Origin of the sequence: Nostoc sp. (genome assembly GCF_036917815.1) — a bacterium.
GTDB lineage: Bacteria > Cyanobacteriota > Cyanobacteriia > Cyanobacteriales > Nostocaceae > Nostoc.
The window spans coordinates 85524-102295 of record NZ_JBALEK010000098.1; the positions used below are offsets into that span (position 1 = coordinate 85524).

A 16772-nucleotide genomic window follows, 5' to 3' on the forward strand; every position below is an offset into this window, starting at 1 on the left:
ATTCACCAGTCATTAGTTCCTGCCTAATGACCAATGACAAAGGACTAATGACTACTTTTTAGTCTTTCTGGTAGGCGATCTTGTCGAATTAAATCTTGATAAGTTTCACGTTGCAAAATTAAATTTGCTTCGCCATTCGCCACTACGACTGCTGCCGGTCGGGGCAAGCGGTTGTAGTTAGATGCCATACTGTAATTGTACGCACCAGTTCCCATAACTACGAGAATATCCCCTGGTTCGGTCTTTGGGAGTAGGGCATTCTTAATCAGAATATCTCCTGATTCACAATGTTTACCAGCAATTGTAACTGTTTGGGTTAAGGGAGAAGACATTTTATTGGCAACAACTGCCCGATAAACTGATTGGTAAGTAATTGGGCGAGGATTGTCAGACATTCCCCCATCAATTGCCACGTAGGTACGAATTTCTGGAATGACTTTCGATGAACCAACAGTATAGGCAGTGACACAAGCTGTAGCAATTAGCGATCGCCCTGGTTCACTCAGTAATTTCGGCAAAGGCAGATTTTCGGCTACACAAGCTTCTTGGATGACTTGACAAATTGCCTTCACCCACTCTTCAATACTAGGGGGATCGTCTGATTCTATGTACTTAATCCCCAAACCGCCACCAACATTTAACTCTGTAATATTTAAACCATACTTCGCGGCATCCCGTAGCCACTGCACCATCACAGCCGCCAAATCTTGATGCGGTTGGCGCTCAAAAATTTGGGAACCAATATGAGCGTGTAATCCTACGCAATTCAGGGCAGATTGTTGGCTGACAAAGGTAAAAACTTCGTCTAAATCGTTGGGATCAAAGCCAAATTTGCTATCTAAGTGTCCCGTGCGGATATATTCATGGGTGTGACACTCGATACCGGGAGTTAGCCGTAGCATGATGCGAATTGGTTGAGTAGGTTGGGCGATTTCGACAAGGGTATGTAATTCATACCAGTTATCCGCCACAATCGTGACACCAGACGCGATCGCTAAAATTAATTCTTCACGAGATTTATTATTTCCGTGAAGGTAAATTTTATCGGGACTAACACCCGCTTCTAGGGCTGTGTAAAGTTCGCCCCCAGAAACTACATCGATTCCTAAACCAACGGAAGCGGCGATCGCACAAACTGCTAAACAATTCCAAGCTTTGGAGGCGTACAATACTTGAGATTCGCCCTTGTAGTATTGCTTGAAAGCATCTCGGTATTGCTGACAAGCTGAACGCAGGGTTTCTTCATCTAAAATATATAAGGGTGAACCAAATTGCTCAACTAGGGTTGTGACATCACACCCACCAATTTCCAGGAAGTCATGATGATGAACTCTGGCAGTTAAGGGTAAAAGTTCTTGATTAGGCGATGGATTTGCTTTGGTGTCAAGCCTTTGAGGTAAATATTGACTTCCAGAATGTTGAACCCCAGTGGGGTGAGTCGATACCATAAATATAAAAGTTGTCCTTGTTCAAATTACGGGCTTTGAGTTCGTCTCCCGATTCCCAGTGTACAAAGGGTTTGTAATCTTATTCAATAAATGTGATCTCATTAGACTTAGAAATTAAATTACTCACCCCAGAGCATCTAAGTGCATTGTTGGAATTGGATCAAGCCTGTTTTGGCGGCCTATGGACAATGGAGGGCTACCAACGAGAGTTGGACAGTCCCAACAGCGATTTACTGGGTTTATTTTCCCCTGTCTCTAATTCGAGACTACTGGGAATGGGTTGCTTTTGGTCAATTTTAGACGAAGCTCACATTACAATTTTGGCGGTTCATCCCGAATATCACCGTCAAGGAATGGGTGCGGCTTTATTATATTCACTTCTCAAGACAGCTTGCGATCGCAAAATGGAGCGAGCTACCCTCGAAGTGCGAGCTTCCAACTTGGGGGCTATATCTTTATATCAAAAATTTGGCTTCAAAACAGCCGGACGGCGGCCGCGTTACTACCAAGATAACGATGAAGACGCGCTGATTCTTTGGCTCCCAGATTTACAACACCGCAAATTTCAAGCAACTTTAAACCAGTGGTATTCTATTGTCAGCGATCGCTTGGCCAAATCCTCTTGGCACTTGGTTTTTAAGTAGCTGGGGATTTTTAATTTTGAATTATCGGGGCTTGCGATCAACTTCAGCAAAAAAATGTAACTTTGCTGCGCCTAATTATATTTAAATGTTTTATTGAAAATAAGATTTATATAATTAAAAACTATGACAGGTATTTATGCTTTACATTCAAGCGTATATATGTTATAAATAAACGTTTGGGATTAACTCAATAAACTCTGAATGCAAGCAGTCAGCTATTTGTAATAAATCCTAAAAACGCTGGTGAACTAAAGCTCCTCAGTACACTAGCTAGATAAAAGTAGTCAATAGTTAACAATTAGCCCATCAACTAAAGTCATAGCTTCAGGATGTCTATAATCTGTTATACAGGCATCCAAAAGCTTTGCCTGTGCTAAAATCAGCATACCGGCACGACCGCAGATGATGGGATAAAGCCATGTTTGAGCGCTTCACAGAAAAAGCCATTAAGGTAATCATGCTGGCCCAAGAAGAGGCCCGCCGTTTAGGTCACAACTTTGTTGGAACCGAGCAGATCCTCTTGGGTCTGATTGGCGAAGGCACTGGAGTAGCCGCCAAGGTGCTGAAATCAATGGGCGTCAATCTTAAAGATGCCCGAATTGAAGTTGAAAAAATTATCGGACGGGGATCAGGCTTTGTTGCCGTGGAAATTCCGTTTACCCCACGGGCAAAGCGAGTTCTAGAACTCTCTTTGGAAGAAGCACGCCAACTGGGGCATAACTACATTGGCACCGAGCATCTGCTGTTGGGCCTAATCCGCGAAGGGGAAGGCGTCGCAGCCAGGGTGCTAGAAAACCTCGGTGTGGATCTATCTAAGGTCAGAACCCAAGTCATCCGCATGTTGGGAGAAACTGCTGAAGTTTCACCAGGCGGTTCATCCGGGCGCACAAAAACCCCGACTCTGGATGAATTTGGTTCAAACCTGACCCAAATGGCAATGGACAATAAGCTCGATCCAGTGGTGGGACGTGCCAAGGAAATTGAGCGGGTGATCCAGATATTGGGTCGCCGAACTAAAAATAACCCAGTGCTAATTGGGGAACCAGGGGTTGGTAAAACTGCGATCGCTGAAGGTTTAGCTTCACGCATTGCGACTAAAGATGTCCCTGACATCCTCGAAGATAAACGCGTAGTCACGTTGGATATTGGTTTGCTCGTAGCAGGAACCAAGTACCGAGGTGAATTTGAAGAACGCTTGAAAAAAATCATGGATGAAATCCGCTCGGCGGGTAATGTCATTCTCGTGATTGATGAGGTACACACCTTAATTGGTGCGGGTGCAGCAGAAGGTGCTATTGACGCAGCGAATATCCTCAAGCCAGCTTTGGCCAGAGGTGAGTTGCAGTGCATCGGTGCTACAACCCTAGATGAATACCGGAAGCACATCGAGCGAGATGCAGCCCTAGAGCGGCGTTTCCAACCAGTGATGGTTGGTGAACCTACAGTTGATGAAACAATTGAAATTTTATATGGTCTGCGCGAACGCTACGAGCAACACCATAAACTGAAAATCTCCGACGAAGCATTAGTAGCGGCGGCGAAGTTATCAGATCGTTACATTAGCGATCGCTTCCTCCCAGATAAAGCCATCGACTTAGTTGATGAAGCTGGTTCTAGAGTGCGCTTGATTAACTCCCAATTGCCACCCGCAGCTAAGGAGTTAGACAAAGAACTGCGTCTGATATTAAAAGAAAAAGATGACGCGGTGCGCTCTCAAGACTTTGACAAAGCTGGGGAACTGCGCGATCGCGAAATGGAAATCAAAGCTGAAATCCGCGCGATCGCTCAAAGCAAGACCAATGCAACAGGCACAGAAGGTGAAGAACCTGTAGTTACAGAAGAAGACATTGCCCATATTGTCGCTTCCTGGACTGGGGTACCGGTGAACAAACTCACCGAATCTGAATCTGAAAAGCTGCTGCACATGGAAGACACCTTGCACCAGCGTTTAATTGGTCAAGATGAAGCTGTGAGAGCAGTTTCACGAGCAATTCGTCGCGCTCGTGTTGGTTTGAAAAATCCCAACCGACCCATAGCTAGCTTTGTCTTCTCTGGGCCGACTGGTGTAGGTAAAACCGAGTTGGCGAAATCCTTAGCTGCTTACTTCTTCGGTTCCGAAGAAGCGATGATCCGCTTAGATATGTCCGAATACATGGAGCGTCACACCGTCAGCAAGCTGATTGGTTCGCCTCCAGGGTATGTTGGCTATAACGAAGGTGGTCAGTTGACCGAAGCCGTGCGGCGGCGTCCTTACACCGTGGTGTTGTTCGACGAAATCGAAAAAGCCCACCCCGATGTTTTCAATATGCTGCTGCAAATTTTGGAAGACGGTCGGTTAACTGATGCCAAAGGTCGCACAGTAGACTTCAAGAACACCTTGCTGATTTTAACTTCCAATATTGGTTCTAAGGTAATTGAAAAAGGCGGTAGCGGTATCGGCTTTGAATTCTCCGAAGATGCCAGCGAGTCAACTTACAACCGGATTCGCTCTTTGGTCAACGAAGAACTCAAGCAGTACTTCCGTCCAGAGTTCCTCAACCGACTCGATGAAATTATCGTCTTCCGTCAGTTGAACAAGCCGGAAGTGACCCAAATCGCCGAAATTATGCTCAAGGAAGTATTTGGTCGTCTGACGGAAAAGGGTATCACCTTAGAAGTCACAGACCGCTTCAAGGATCGTTTGATCCAAGAAGGTTACAGTCCCAGCTACGGCGCAAGGCCATTACGTCGGGCAATTATGCGCCTGTTAGAAGATAGCCTAGCAGAAGAAATTCTGTCTGGTCGTATCAAAGATGGCGATACAGCCCTTGTTGATGTGGATGAAAATGGCATTGTCCAAGTTAGTTCTCAACAGCGCCGGGAATTGTTACCCCAAGGTGTTGAGTAATATTTAGGGTTTGGGATTTAAATCTCAAATAGAAAATTAGAAAACGGTAGAGTGTTTATTGCTCTACCGTTTTTTTGTGGGAAAATATCTGGGTTTGCGATCGCTATGTTTTGATTTTGCTCGTAATTCTGGAATCTAGCTGTTTTCAGCTTTCATCTGCACTAATACCAAAAAATATTATATATTGGTATTATATACAGGAGGAAATTGTATGCAAAAAAATACAAGTGTTACCTTGGGTGAGCATTTTGAAGCGTTTATCGCCAATCAAGTTGACAGCGGTCGTTTTGCCAGCGCCAGTGAAGCGATTCGAGCGGGACTGCGCCTTTTAGAAGAGCGAGAAATAAAACTTGCCGCTTTGCAACGAGCATTGACAGACGGGGAAAACAGCGGATTTGCTGACTATTCTCTCTCAGGATTGCTTGCAGAACTTGACCGTGAATAGCGCATGTCAGCATTTCGCCTGACTGAATTAGCCACTCAAGACTTGCTATCAATCGGTCGCTACACCCAAAAAACATGGAGAACTGAGCAGAGAAACCGTTATCTTGCTATCTTGGACGATTTGCTTTCATCTCTTGGCACGAGAGCCACACAGAGGACGTACTTGTGATGATATTCGCTCAGGATATCGCAAGTACCACATCGGACGACATTTGGTCTTTTATTTAGAATCGGCACGATATTTACATAATAAAAACCCATTAGCTCGACTTTTTGGTATTCGCATTGGTTACAAAGTAGCTGTTTCATTCAGTGGTGAGATGGAGCGCGATTATCGGTGATTTCTGGTATAGCCTTATCGTTACCATGTTAGATTGATCTGATAAGTACTAAAAGGTGTTTCAATTTATGACCTTCAGTGATGTAGTTGAAGCAATTAAAAGTCTTTCCAGCGAAGAGAAGTTAGAAATTCAACTGTTATTGCAGCAATATCTACGGGAAGAAAGGCGTGAAGAGATTTATCAAAATTTTCAGGCGGCGCAAGTAGAACAGCAAAATAGTCAACTAAAGTTTTCCTCAAATATCGATGAACTGAGACAACTGATAGAAGAGTGATGTTAAAAGTAAGTTTCAATTCTTCATTTAAACGTGCTTTTAAAAAGCGAAGATGCGGTACAAAATTAGATCGCAAGGTGTAGGGGCAATTCATGAATTGCCCCTACGGGTGTACCTCACGTGAACGAGAACCGCTATAAGTTTACTACGACCAAAGCTATAAGGTGGTATTGTCGCCTGCCGTTCCACAGCCGAACTCAGCCAAGATGTGATTCAACGCTTTTTAGCTGTTTAATTTTTGATATTTCTATATCAATTGTGTCGGAAGCAATCAAGTCTGCTGCTTCTTGTAAAAGCTCATGTTGTTCCTTTTGAATCACTTCTAAGCGATGAGAAATTTCTATTAATCGTTGTTGTTTATTTGGTTGAAAAGTTTCAGGTAGTAAAATAGTCAGGTTATCAGTTGTTTTCGTAGCTGTGATTTTTTGAACAGCAAAACTGGCAACCTTAGTTAAGGATAGAAAACTAACTTTAATCAAAGCCTGAAGTAGTTTTAATGGAACTTGGAGTATTGACCAACTAGTTGTTTCAATCAAGCGGACAATTGCTTTGATGATGCTCCAAAGTAGAGCAAGCGCAAACACTAGAATTACTACACTAATAATTGGGTGATTAGCTGCCCAACTTCCTATTTGAACTAACCTAAAAAATAACGGGTGTTGCATCAGCCAATCATTCACAGAAGAAGTAATTGCGGTTTTTACTACTCCCGATGTTGTACTCTTAACTTGTTCAGCCCTTTGCCAATTGTGTTCTAAAGAACCTTTAGCTTGTTCAAGAGTTGCGCTAACTGTATTAATTGCCTTATCGGTCGTAGTTGCTGCTGTATCCTGCAAAGACTGTCCAGCTTGTTGCAGTGAATTACTGAAAGAGTGAACGCTTTGGTTGACGATATCTTTCGCTGTTTGCAAGGGTTGCAAAATTCCTTCAGGCAAATTTATCTCTAGAGAAAGTGCCATAAAACATAAAAATTTGATTACTTCTCTTTCTAACTCGAAGCACTAGTATAAAATCGCAACGCAAACCGCCAAAACCAAGTAGAAGCCAAAAATAGCACTACTGCTAATATTGCCGCACCTATGAACCAGCTAATTTCACTCCGACCCAATAGCGCTTGGGCTGGTACAGTAGTTAAAAAAGCCACTGGCATGATAAAGGTGAAGAAAAAACGGTAAGCTGTGGGATATGCGGCGATGGGATATCGTCCAGCTTCCAACAAACCACGCAGCACTTCGGTAGCATTGTATATTTTAACGAACCAAATACTGGTTGCTCCTAACATAAACCACAAACTGTACAAAATCACCAAACTGAACAATAAGGGCGGCGCACCAAGTAGATAGCCGTCTATCCCTACACCGAGGCGTTTACCTGCATAGCCAATGATAATACTACCAAAAATTAGATCCGGCAGTCCCCAAGGTGAAAAGGTATGGGTGGAAAGCCAAAACTGACTGCGGATAGGTTTTAATAATATGAAGTCTAAAGTGCCTTCCTGTACGTGACGGACAATGCGATTCAAGTTCGACGCTAGAAAAGTCGCAGAAAATCCTTGGAGTATGGTAAAAATTCCTAGAACTACTAAAGCGGCTTCCCATGACCAGCCACTAAAAGTGTACCCAGTCCGGTAAAATAAGAATAGTCCAAAGAGGCTGCCAGCAAGATTTCCTAAGCTGCTCAGGGTAGTTATGAAAAAGTTAACACGATACTCTAACTCTGCTGCGATCGCAACACTCCAAAATAGTCTTAATACTTTCAAATATCTTTGCATCTTGCACCAATACCATAAAATATGCCACCTGTAATGACATTTCTCAAGATTACACAATAACTTTATGTTAATTTAATATTATTTTTTATTCAGGAAAATTGCTAAACGTTAAGATATTTTAGGCTTATTGTTTAACAGTAAAAGATTTTATGCATTTAAATTTACCAGACCTAATTACAAAAATTGGCTATTTTGGGGTGTGGGCGATTATTTTTGCGGAATCTGGCTTGCTAATTGGTTTTTTTCTCCCCGGAGATAGTTTGCTATTTACTGCTGGATTTCTCGCATCTCTTCCGAAATCAGGGTTTAACATTTGGGTTCTGATTTTTGGTGCTTTTGTTTGTGCAGTCCTTGGTGATAATGTTGGCTACGCTACAGGGCATAGATTTGGCAGAAAATTATTTGAGAAAGAAGATTCATGGTTGTTTCAGAAAAAACACCTGGTAAAAACCCAAGATTTTTATGAGAAGCATGGCAAAAAAACCCTAGTTTTAGCGAGATTTACACCGATTATCCGCACTTTTGCGCCCATTGTGGCTGGACTTGGTGCCATGCATTACCGAACATTTATGTCTTACAACTTAATTGGCGGATTCTTGTGGACATTCGGCATCACCTTTTTAGGTTTTTTCTTAGGAAAATCTCTGCCACCTGAACAGGTAGATAAGTATTTGTTACCGATTATTGGATTAATTATAGTTGTTTCTTTACTGCCATCGATTATTCATGTAATACAAGAAAATCGAGCAAACAAAAGTTAAAGTTTTTTCGTAATTTATGAGGATTATTAATTTTTAATTCGGAGCGGTGTGACTTACTTAAACATCAACCTCTATCTGTTTCTAGAAAATCTCCTCTTTTTCATAATTGCCACACTTTTGATTGTGGTTGTGAATTGGGGGTGGAAACAAACAAAGCCCTATACTTTACCTCTACCCTTTCCCTGTTGGTATAAGAGGTTGTTTGAAAAGTGGTTGGCTGTAATTTTAGGCACTTATTGATCCCCCCTAACCCCCCTTAAAAAGCAGGGTGGTTTCATACGAAAAAAGAAAAATAGGGTGGCGGGTGGCGCTACGGGAACAACTGCAATTAAGATGAGTAATGGGTATTACTCATTACTTATTACTCATTACTCATTTATTTATTAAAGGGTATTAGGACAACAGTTTCAAGAAACTGGTTCAAAAACCATTTGAGGCATCAACACTTGATCTTGTAATTGTCCAATACCTAAAAAGCGAGTCTCTTCTTCATAAACTCGCACTATTCCAGTCACATCAGAATTTAGAGAAACTCGCTGACCTTGACACCATTTTGGAGCAGACATTGCTGGTAAACTAACAGACAACAAATGTTGTAAAGCTGCATCAGGGGCTAGAGGTTGAAAAGTCCCGTCTTGCAGTTTAGCTTCTAAGTCGGTGAAAGTGAGACTATCTGTTAAATCAAAACCACTGCTTTCAGTGCGGATCAAAGCCGCAAGAGTACCACCAGTTTCTAAGATTGCACCTAAGTCACGAGCGATCGCTCTAATATATGTACCAGAACCACAGGCGATCGCCACATCCAATTCGGGGAAATCTCCTTCTCTCCAGTCCAAAATTTCTGTATGAAAAATTTCCACTGTCCGCACTGGAACTTGCACTACTTCACCTTTACGTGCTAAATCGTAGAGGCGTTTACCATCCACTTGAATGGCACTGTAACTCGGTGGTATTTGCTCAATTTTCCCTTGAAATTGTGCCAGTGCAGTTTTTACCTCTACCAAACTCAATCCAGGACAAGGTTGAGAATTAATAATTTCACCTTCTAAATCATCCGTTGTAGTCCGCACACCCAGACGGATGGTAGCCTTATAAGCTTTGCTTTCTGGCAGATATTGCAATAATCTAGTGGCTTTACCAAGTGCGATCGGTAAAACCCCTGTCGCGGCTGGATCTAAGGTTCCCGCGTGTCCTACACGTTTGAGGCGCAACAATTTTCGCACCCGCGCTACGCAGTCGTGGGAAGTCCAGCCAAATGGTTTGTTTAAGTTGAGAAAACCTTGAAATAACACAAAATCAACACTTACAGCTTCTAAACTCTATTAAATACTTATTTAACGCTCAAAGCATTAATATTTAGCAATCTAAGAAGATGTTTGAAAAGTCATGATTGATGTGTCCGATGCTCAATATTCTAGGGGACTTCCAAATAAAAAAATGTCCTAAAAACTGACCCAAAAGCCTCTCTATTTCTCCTCTCTCTGTGTTCTCTGTGTCTCTGTGGTTCGTTTATTTGGATAATTTATTTCTTGGAAGTCCCTAGTTGCTCGTCTTGGTTTGCTCTGTGATGATTTAACTTTAGGTGAGTTTTGCAAGTGTGTTGCTCGTTTGGGTGGTTTTCTCGGTCGTAAAAGTGATGGGCTTCCTGGTTGGCAAACTCTATGGCGCGGATGGTGTCGATTAATGGATATGTGCTGGGCTATCGATTTTTCAACCCAGTCTTTGGAAAAATGTTGGTAATGGCAAGCTTCCCTACTAGCGTTGGGGGAGAATTCAAAGCCTCTCTGCTTGCAGGAGAGAGGAATGGAAGTGAGGTTTTCCAGATCCCGTGAAAAGTCAGAAGATAATTTCGCGATCGCTAAGAAGTAGACTTAAGTGTTTTTAGGTAGTTGCACAGTAAATACACTACCTTTACCTAATTCAGAGGCGACCTGGATAGTTCCGGCGTGCCCTTCTATAATCCGGTGGGATAGATGTAGTCCTAAGCCACTACCTGAGCGTTTATTTCTACCTTGGCGAAATCGCTCGAAAATTGTTGCCCGATCTTCAGGTGCAATCCCATATCCTGTATCTTGTACCTCAATTGTCACCAAACCTGGATTTCCGGGATGAGGTGATGTTTCAAAAATGCGGATTGTTATGCCACCTATATCTGTAAATTTGATGGCATTTGCGATCAAGTTGTTTAGCACTCGCCGTAGTTCCAAGCGATCGCCCATAATCATACCAGCATTTGGACTCCGTGGTTGTAATTCACTGGTATCTATTTCTAGAGTCAAGCCTTTTTCATTAGTTAGAGGACTTAGTTCGCTGACTACTTCTTGAGATATCTCACGTAAATCGCATTCTTCCCAATTCAACGTTTTTTTACCTGCCTCGAAGCGATAGACTTCTAACAGGGTGTTTACCATTTCCATCAAATTTTGGTTACTACGAATCATAACTGCGATCGCCTGTTTCATTTCCGGCGAAATTTTGCAGAATATTTCCATTTCAAATAAATTCAACATCCGATCGGCGGCTACTAGGGGAGTTCGCAAATCATGAGTCAGACGGGAAACAAAGTCTTCCCGTTGGCGGGCCATTTTTTGTTGTTCGTCCAGACTGTGTTTGAGACGTAATAGCGATCGCACCCTTGCCAGTAGTTCGTCAGTATCAAATGGTTTACGAATAAAATCGTCAGCACCAGCGTCCAAACCGTCCACAACGCTGGATTCATGAAAGGCAGTAATCAGCAAGATTGGAATATAAGATATGGCCGGGTTATTCCGAATCCGGCGTGTGACTTCATAGCCATCTATTCCCGGCATCATCACATCTAACAGAATCAGATCGGGTGGAGATTGTTCAATTTGCCGCAAAGCCTTTATTCCATTGGAAGCCAAATCAATTTCATACCCCTCACTTTCTAAAATTGCTTGAACCAAAATGAGATTATCTTGAATATCGTCAACTGCGAGAATACGATAAATTTTATTATCTTCAACTACAGACATGATTTATCAACTTTTATTAGTTTTTTTGGAAGTAATTTATAATTTAAATGTAGGAGAGCCTATTGATGTTTTCCTGGCTTCAGAAGATGAATGATGGGGATTTTTAGTATGGTAAAAAAAACCATCGTCATCTAACTGTGAAGCTGGAGCATCATCTGCTAGAGTCGATAATGTGATTTGACGTGGCAATTCAATTTTAAACATTGAACCCACCTCCAATTTGCTCTCAATAAAGATTTTGCCGCCCATCATTCGTACCAACGAATCTATAATTGCCAAACCCAGACCGGTACCTGGATATTTGCGAGTGATAGTTTGATCGACTTGCCGAAATGCTTCAAAAATATGTTTAAAATCCCTGGGTGGTATGCCAATACCTGTATCTCGAACAATAATTGCTAATCGATTTCCAGGTAATTCCTTAACCTCAACCCAAATTTCACCATGCTCTGTGAACTTAATGGCGTTGGAGAGCAGGTTAATTAAAATCTGTTTAATCCGAACCGGATCATTAAATACCGAAGCATTCCGCAAATCGTTTCGCACTAACAATGATAGATTTTTGGCATCAGCTAGGGAACGCATTTCATCTACAGCGAGATTTATTACCTTTGATACATCAAATATTTCTCCCTTTAAGTCTAATCGTCCTGCCTCCAGCTTGGAAAAGTCGAGAACTTCATTGAGTAGCATCAGCAAATGCTTGCCATTATTTAAGATGCGCTGAACCATATCTGCTTGCTGCTGCGTGAGTTGACCAAACTTAGGACGCAGGAGTATTTGCGAAAATCCAATAATCGCATTCATCGGCGTTCTGAGTTCGTGGGACATAGTTGCCAAAAAAAGTGATTTGAGCCGTGATGCCTCCAATAGCTTGAAGTTTTGCATTTGAATCTGTTGCTGTTGTCTCTCCAATTCTTGGTTTTTAAGAATGAGTTTTTCATGACTTTCTCTGAACTGCTGGGTTGCCAAATCTGCCTGCATTTCAGCCCGATAAATCCGAATCGCACTTCGCAAAATATGTGCCAATATTTCTGGGGAGATCCTAGACTTAAAAAGATAATCTGTAGCACCAGCTTTCAATAATTGGAGAGTAATTTGTTCATCTCCTTGATCAGTTAGGACTACTAAAGGAACTTTAATTTCCGAAGAACGTAGCCGTTGAATTAAGGTTAGTCCATCCTGATCTGGTAAGCGATAGTCGAGCAAAACACAATGATATGGAGTGGTGCTTAAGGCAGAGAATGCATTATTAACATCGCTTACTTCAGAAAGTTCCACCTCAACACCTGCTTGAGTCAGGGCACAACGGATTGCCATCCTGTCTACTTCGTCAGCGTCTACAACCAAAATTTTCAGCGTCTCTTCCATCGGTTTTTATTTTGCCGCCAAAGATAGGTTCATACATAACATTTCTCTTTTCAGATCATCCAACTAAAAAAATATAAGATTTTCGGACATCTAAAATCTGTAACTTGATTGACTAAGACATTTTGCATAACAATACTTGTTTGCCCTTCCCATTATCCCATTATCTCAACATTCCGGGCATTTCCTGGGGTTGAATTCAGTCTGTCATATCCTCGATCTAGTTAATTTACCAGAGTCTGGGAATTAAACTCCTAGCAAATGACCAATGGCTCTCAACTAATTAGTAACTAAACAAATCGAAAATTATTGATCTGAAGACAGCAGACGAAACTGATGTCAAGTCAAATAACATACTTTACCAAGCTTAAAACCAATTGTAAATGAGTGAGCAAGCGAGCGTCGTCAGTCATTGGTGAGAGTTGCATCCCATTATCCTGTACCACAAGCTTGAAGAATTTTACTCATCAGACTAAATAAGAAAGTCCTGTCTATACCTATTTGTGAATCTGAAGTAATCTTACCTCCTGGAATTTCGACAATTTTCTTATAGGGGTTATCGATTGAGTAGGTGCAACAACCCCACCCCCAACCCCCTAAGAGCAAGCGGGTGGGGTAAATCAGTACCTCACGTTGGGGTAGCCTAAGAAGAGAAGTTGAAATCTGCTGTAATTAGGAAACGCTATAACGATCGCTAGACCTGTGTTAAGATTTTCTTAGCGATCGCCAACTTCCACTGCTCAGAAAATTACCAAGACCTAAGCCTGACAAAGCTTCCCTACGAAAGTTGGGCGAAAATTCAAAGCCTCCAAACTGCCCATAAAGGACGACCAATAACCTTGCTGCTGCTGATTCCAACAAACTTTAACGCCATCTGATTCCCTTTAATGAGGATTGGCTCTATCAATCGGATTAATCCAAAGGTTTGGTTAAAAATCCCTGGAAAGCATCCTTCACTTTTTCGGAAAGCAACTTCGTCGAGTTGTAATTTTTTCATTTTCGGAAGCTTTTTTTAAAGTTTTATACAAAAAAATACTAATTAACGAATGGAACATCGCAACTCAAAGCTGAATTATAAACAAGGAGCAGCAATTTTGCATTCGTCTCAATATTTCATACTTTTTGTGTAAGTATCCATATATCTTCAGTTAGATTTATCCTCTATCAAAATATAAAAAAAATCGGGTATTTATTATTTCTATCGGTGGATGCAGACTGGTTGGAATATCATCTATCTTTAGATAGGTAAAATTAAGAGCTAGTGCTGACAAAAGGTAATATTTTGAAAGATGCAAACAGCGCAAGAGTTGAGTGTAGCAATGAATGAAATTAGTATTATTTTAATTGAAGATCATGACTTAACGCGAATGGGGCTACGAGCGGCATTACAGTCTCACAGCGCATTGAAAGTAATTGGCGAAGCGGCAAATGCTACCCAAGGATTAAAACTTTTAGAAACGGCAAAGCCAGATGTAGCTGTTGTAGATATCGGTTTGCCTGACATGGATGGCATCGAACTTACTCGCAAATTCAAACGCTATCAAGCCGAAACGGGGCAATCGAATACGAAGATTCTCATCCTGACGATGGATCATACAGAGGATGCTGTACTTGCAGCTTTTGCGGCGGGTGCTGATTCTTATTATATGAAAGAAACAAGTATCAGTAAATTAACTGAAGCAATCCAAGCAACTCACGGCGGTAACTCTTGGATTGATCCGGCAATTGCCAATGTGGTATTGCGGAAGATGCGCCAAGGTATTCCTGGAGAAATCCAAGGTTCTGACAAGCCGAAGACTGTAAAAATTGAGGCGTTGGCATCAGAATACGAGCAAGTTTTGGAAACATACCCCCTGACTCAACGGGAACTAGAAATCTTGGAGTTGATTGTCGGTGGGTGCAGCAATGGGCAAATTGCTGAGAAACTCTACATTACAGTTGGTACTGTGAAAACCCATGTTCGCAATATTCTAAATAAACTGTGTGCTGATGATCGTACTCAAGCGGCTGTGAGGGCTTTACGTTCTGGGTTGGTAGCGTGAGGGAGCAGGGAGCAGGGAGCAGGGAGCAGGGAGCAGGGAGCAGGGAGCAGGGAGCAGGGAGCAGGGAGCAGGGAGCAGGGAGCAGGGAGATGAGGGAGTGAGGGAGTGAGGGAGTGAGGGAGTGAGGGAGTGAGGGAGTGAGGGAGTGAGGGAGTGAGGGAGTGAGGGGACAAGGAGAATAAGCATACCCAATACCCAATACCCAATACCTATTCAAAATCGTTCCTGTAGACATTCTGCAATGCGTAGTGCGGCACCGGGTTTGCCCATACGTCGTAGACCATTTTCGGCAATAATTTGCAAAATATCAGGATCTTTGAATAGGGACTGTACAACCTCCGCTACTTCTGCTGGCTGCTCGACTAAAATCAAAGATGATCCGAGAAGACGACTTTGAGCTTCAGCAAAGGCAGGGTTATATTGGGGTCCATTACCGGGAATCGCGATCGCAGGTTTCCCTAAACCGATAAACTGTTCTGTGGCTGTACCTGCCATTGCGATCGCTAAATCTCCCAAATGCAAGCAATCATTATAGGCTTGTTGTGTAAGCAGTAAATATGCATTTCTTTGTTTAAATGTCAAGAGATTTGGATCAGAAATTTTGATCGGAGATGCAGATTCAGTGCGCCAGCCTTGGGATTGCACACTTTGGGATAAAATATTAGAGTCTAAACCAGGTGCGATCGCACCTAAAAATATCACCGTGCCAGAAGTGTAAAACACCGAATTTCGCTCCTGGAAACTTGCCATCAAAGCAGATACGGCAATCATAATTGTTTCCCAGTTGGCGTATGCCTCTGGCGCACGGGAACCAGGAAGAAGAGTCACTATTAAAGGCCGGACAGTCTCTTGCTGTTGGGCATCCCGACTATAAAATTGTTGGCGTGAAAACGTCGGTTCTAGACCATCCATCATGGGATTACCCAAACTTAAAGCTGGAATTGACCATTGTTTTAATGTTTCCGTGGTCAGCGCATCTCTAGGAAACACCGCCTGACAACGGCGACGACTCATTAACCAACGTTCCCAAGGATGGTAAACTGAACCAGAAAAGTTTTCCCAACGCGCATTCTTGGATTTCCGTGGTAATAATCCAGCTTCATCTCGGACATAATATTCAGATTTCGCCGTACCCACAAAAGCATAATTAGCGCCACTGAAAGTTGCAAACAACAACGGGACAATATCTCCCACAGCTAAAATCGCTCTTTTATTACCTAATTTTTTTTGAGAATTCACCCAACGACGGACAGATTTGATCTGGCTGAGGGTAAGTTGCAATAAACCACCGCGTACATCCCGCGCTAATTGTCGTCCATCCATATAAATAAAGCCGCCAGAAGGCATAGTGCGGACTGAACCAATCAGAGGGATATCCAACTGTTGATAAGCACGTCCTTCACCCACCAGAGGTAAAGCAAATATCTCTGGTGGGTTTGGTTGTCGTTGGAGTTCTTGCAAAATCCGAACTGCAATTACATCTTCCCCATGTCCATTACTTAATACAAGTAACCGCAAAGGAGGGGAGTTAGAAGCTAAGGATAACCGAGATACATTACTCATAAGAAACAAAATATCAAAATTAACTGTCTGTTTGGGTAAGAGGTTTAAAAATTCAAAATTCAAAATTGAAGTTGGATAAGATCCCCCCTAACCCACGCCAGTCGCTCCACTTGGGGAGACCCCAAGACCGCGCTGGCTCCCCTTAAAAAGCAGGGCTGTTTCATTCGATCTCTTAGAGATTTTGTCAATAGTATAAGTCAGAAATTTGCTTGATTTGGTTATCGAAAAGATAC

At 42.3% G+C, this 16772-nt stretch carries 15 protein-coding genes and 1 pseudogene; 8 read left to right on the forward strand and 8 right to left on the reverse strand.

Annotated features, from left to right (window positions below):
* Positions 1 to 44: 44 nt before the first annotated feature.
* Positions 45 to 1448 (reverse strand): diaminopimelate decarboxylase, encoded by a 1404-nt coding sequence (gene lysA, locus V7K97_RS29505; RefSeq protein ID WP_334804519.1) that lies wholly within the window; start codon positions 1446 to 1448, stop codon positions 45 to 47.
* A gap of 92 nt (positions 1449 to 1540) precedes the next feature.
* On the opposite strand from lysA, the gene rimI reads away from it, so the two are divergent.
* The 5 genes and pseudogenes from rimI (at position 1541) to V7K97_RS29530 (ending at position 6038) form a co-directional block, all read left to right on the forward strand.
* A complete protein-coding gene (gene rimI / locus V7K97_RS29510) occupies positions 1541 to 2092 on the forward strand; it encodes a ribosomal protein S18-alanine N-acetyltransferase (protein WP_334804520.1) in 552 nt (183 codons plus the stop codon).
* A gap of 418 nt (positions 2093 to 2510) precedes the next feature.
* Positions 2511 to 4979 (forward strand): ATP-dependent Clp protease ATP-binding subunit, encoded by a 2469-nt coding sequence (locus V7K97_RS29515; protein WP_334804521.1) that lies wholly within the window; start codon positions 2511 to 2513, stop codon positions 4977 to 4979.
* A 211-nt stretch (positions 4980 to 5190) separates the two neighbouring features.
* Positions 5191 to 5424, forward strand: coding sequence for a type II toxin-antitoxin system ParD family antitoxin (locus tag V7K97_RS29520; protein WP_229549494.1), 234 nt, complete (start codon positions 5191 to 5193; stop codon positions 5422 to 5424).
* 133 nt (positions 5425 to 5557) lie between these two features.
* Positions 5558 to 5602, forward strand: a pseudogene (locus V7K97_RS29525) (hypothetical protein); the annotation flags it as partial.
* Between the two features lie 229 nt (positions 5603 to 5831).
* On the forward strand, positions 5832 to 6038 hold the full coding sequence (locus tag V7K97_RS29530; protein WP_334804524.1) for a hypothetical protein: 207 nt from the start codon (positions 5832 to 5834) through the stop codon (positions 6036 to 6038).
* 197 nt (positions 6039 to 6235) lie between these two features.
* On the opposite strand, the gene V7K97_RS29535 is transcribed toward V7K97_RS29530, so the two are convergent.
* On the reverse strand, positions 6236 to 6997 hold the full coding sequence (locus tag V7K97_RS29535; protein ID WP_334804525.1) for a hypothetical protein: 762 nt from the start codon (positions 6995 to 6997) through the stop codon (positions 6236 to 6238).
* Positions 6998 to 7026: 29 nt separating this feature from the next.
* The gene (locus V7K97_RS29540; RefSeq protein ID WP_334804526.1) at positions 7027 to 7809 is read right to left on the reverse strand and encodes an ABC transporter permease; all 783 of its coding nucleotides are present in this window, start codon (positions 7807 to 7809) and stop codon (positions 7027 to 7029) included.
* Positions 7810 to 7958: 149 nt separating this feature from the next.
* Between V7K97_RS29540 and V7K97_RS29545 the strand changes: the two genes are divergently transcribed.
* Positions 7959 to 8570, forward strand: coding sequence for a DedA family protein (locus V7K97_RS29545; RefSeq protein WP_334804527.1), 612 nt, complete (start codon positions 7959 to 7961; stop codon positions 8568 to 8570).
* Positions 8571 to 8977: 407 nt separating this feature from the next.
* On the opposite strand, the gene truB is transcribed toward V7K97_RS29545, so the two are convergent.
* On the reverse strand, positions 8978 to 9862 hold the full coding sequence (truB, locus tag V7K97_RS29550) for a tRNA pseudouridine(55) synthase TruB (RefSeq protein WP_334804528.1): 885 nt from the start codon (positions 9860 to 9862) through the stop codon (positions 8978 to 8980).
* A gap of 265 nt (positions 9863 to 10127) precedes the next feature.
* On the opposite strand from truB, the gene V7K97_RS29555 reads away from it, so the two are divergent.
* A complete protein-coding gene (locus tag V7K97_RS29555) occupies positions 10128 to 10310 on the forward strand; it encodes an IS4 family transposase (protein WP_442938937.1) in 183 nt (60 codons plus the stop codon).
* A gap of 131 nt (positions 10311 to 10441) precedes the next feature.
* On the opposite strand, the gene V7K97_RS29560 is transcribed toward V7K97_RS29555, so the two are convergent.
* The 3 genes from V7K97_RS29560 to V7K97_RS29570 form a co-directional block, all read right to left on the reverse strand.
* The gene (locus V7K97_RS29560; protein ID WP_334804529.1) at positions 10442 to 11566 is read right to left on the reverse strand and encodes a hybrid sensor histidine kinase/response regulator; all 1125 of its coding nucleotides are present in this window, start codon (positions 11564 to 11566) and stop codon (positions 10442 to 10444) included.
* A 36-nt stretch (positions 11567 to 11602) separates the two neighbouring features.
* Positions 11603 to 12937: an ATP-binding response regulator gene (locus V7K97_RS29565; RefSeq protein WP_334804531.1), complete on the reverse strand. Its 1335-nt coding sequence runs from the start codon at positions 12935 to 12937 to the stop codon at positions 11603 to 11605.
* Between the two features lie 796 nt (positions 12938 to 13733).
* Positions 13734 to 13931, reverse strand: coding sequence for a hypothetical protein (locus tag V7K97_RS29570; protein ID WP_334804532.1), 198 nt, complete (start codon positions 13929 to 13931; stop codon positions 13734 to 13736).
* A gap of 322 nt (positions 13932 to 14253) precedes the next feature.
* On the opposite strand from V7K97_RS29570, the gene V7K97_RS29575 reads away from it, so the two are divergent.
* The gene (locus V7K97_RS29575) at positions 14254 to 14976 is read left to right on the forward strand and encodes a response regulator transcription factor (protein WP_334804538.1); all 723 of its coding nucleotides are present in this window, start codon (positions 14254 to 14256) and stop codon (positions 14974 to 14976) included.
* Positions 14977 to 15189: 213 nt separating this feature from the next.
* On the opposite strand, the gene V7K97_RS29580 is transcribed toward V7K97_RS29575, so the two are convergent.
* Positions 15190 to 16539, reverse strand: a complete 1350-nt coding sequence (locus V7K97_RS29580; protein ID WP_334804533.1) for a lipid-A-disaccharide synthase-related protein — start codon at positions 16537 to 16539, stop codon at positions 15190 to 15192.
* Positions 16540 to 16772 lie beyond the last annotated feature (233 nt).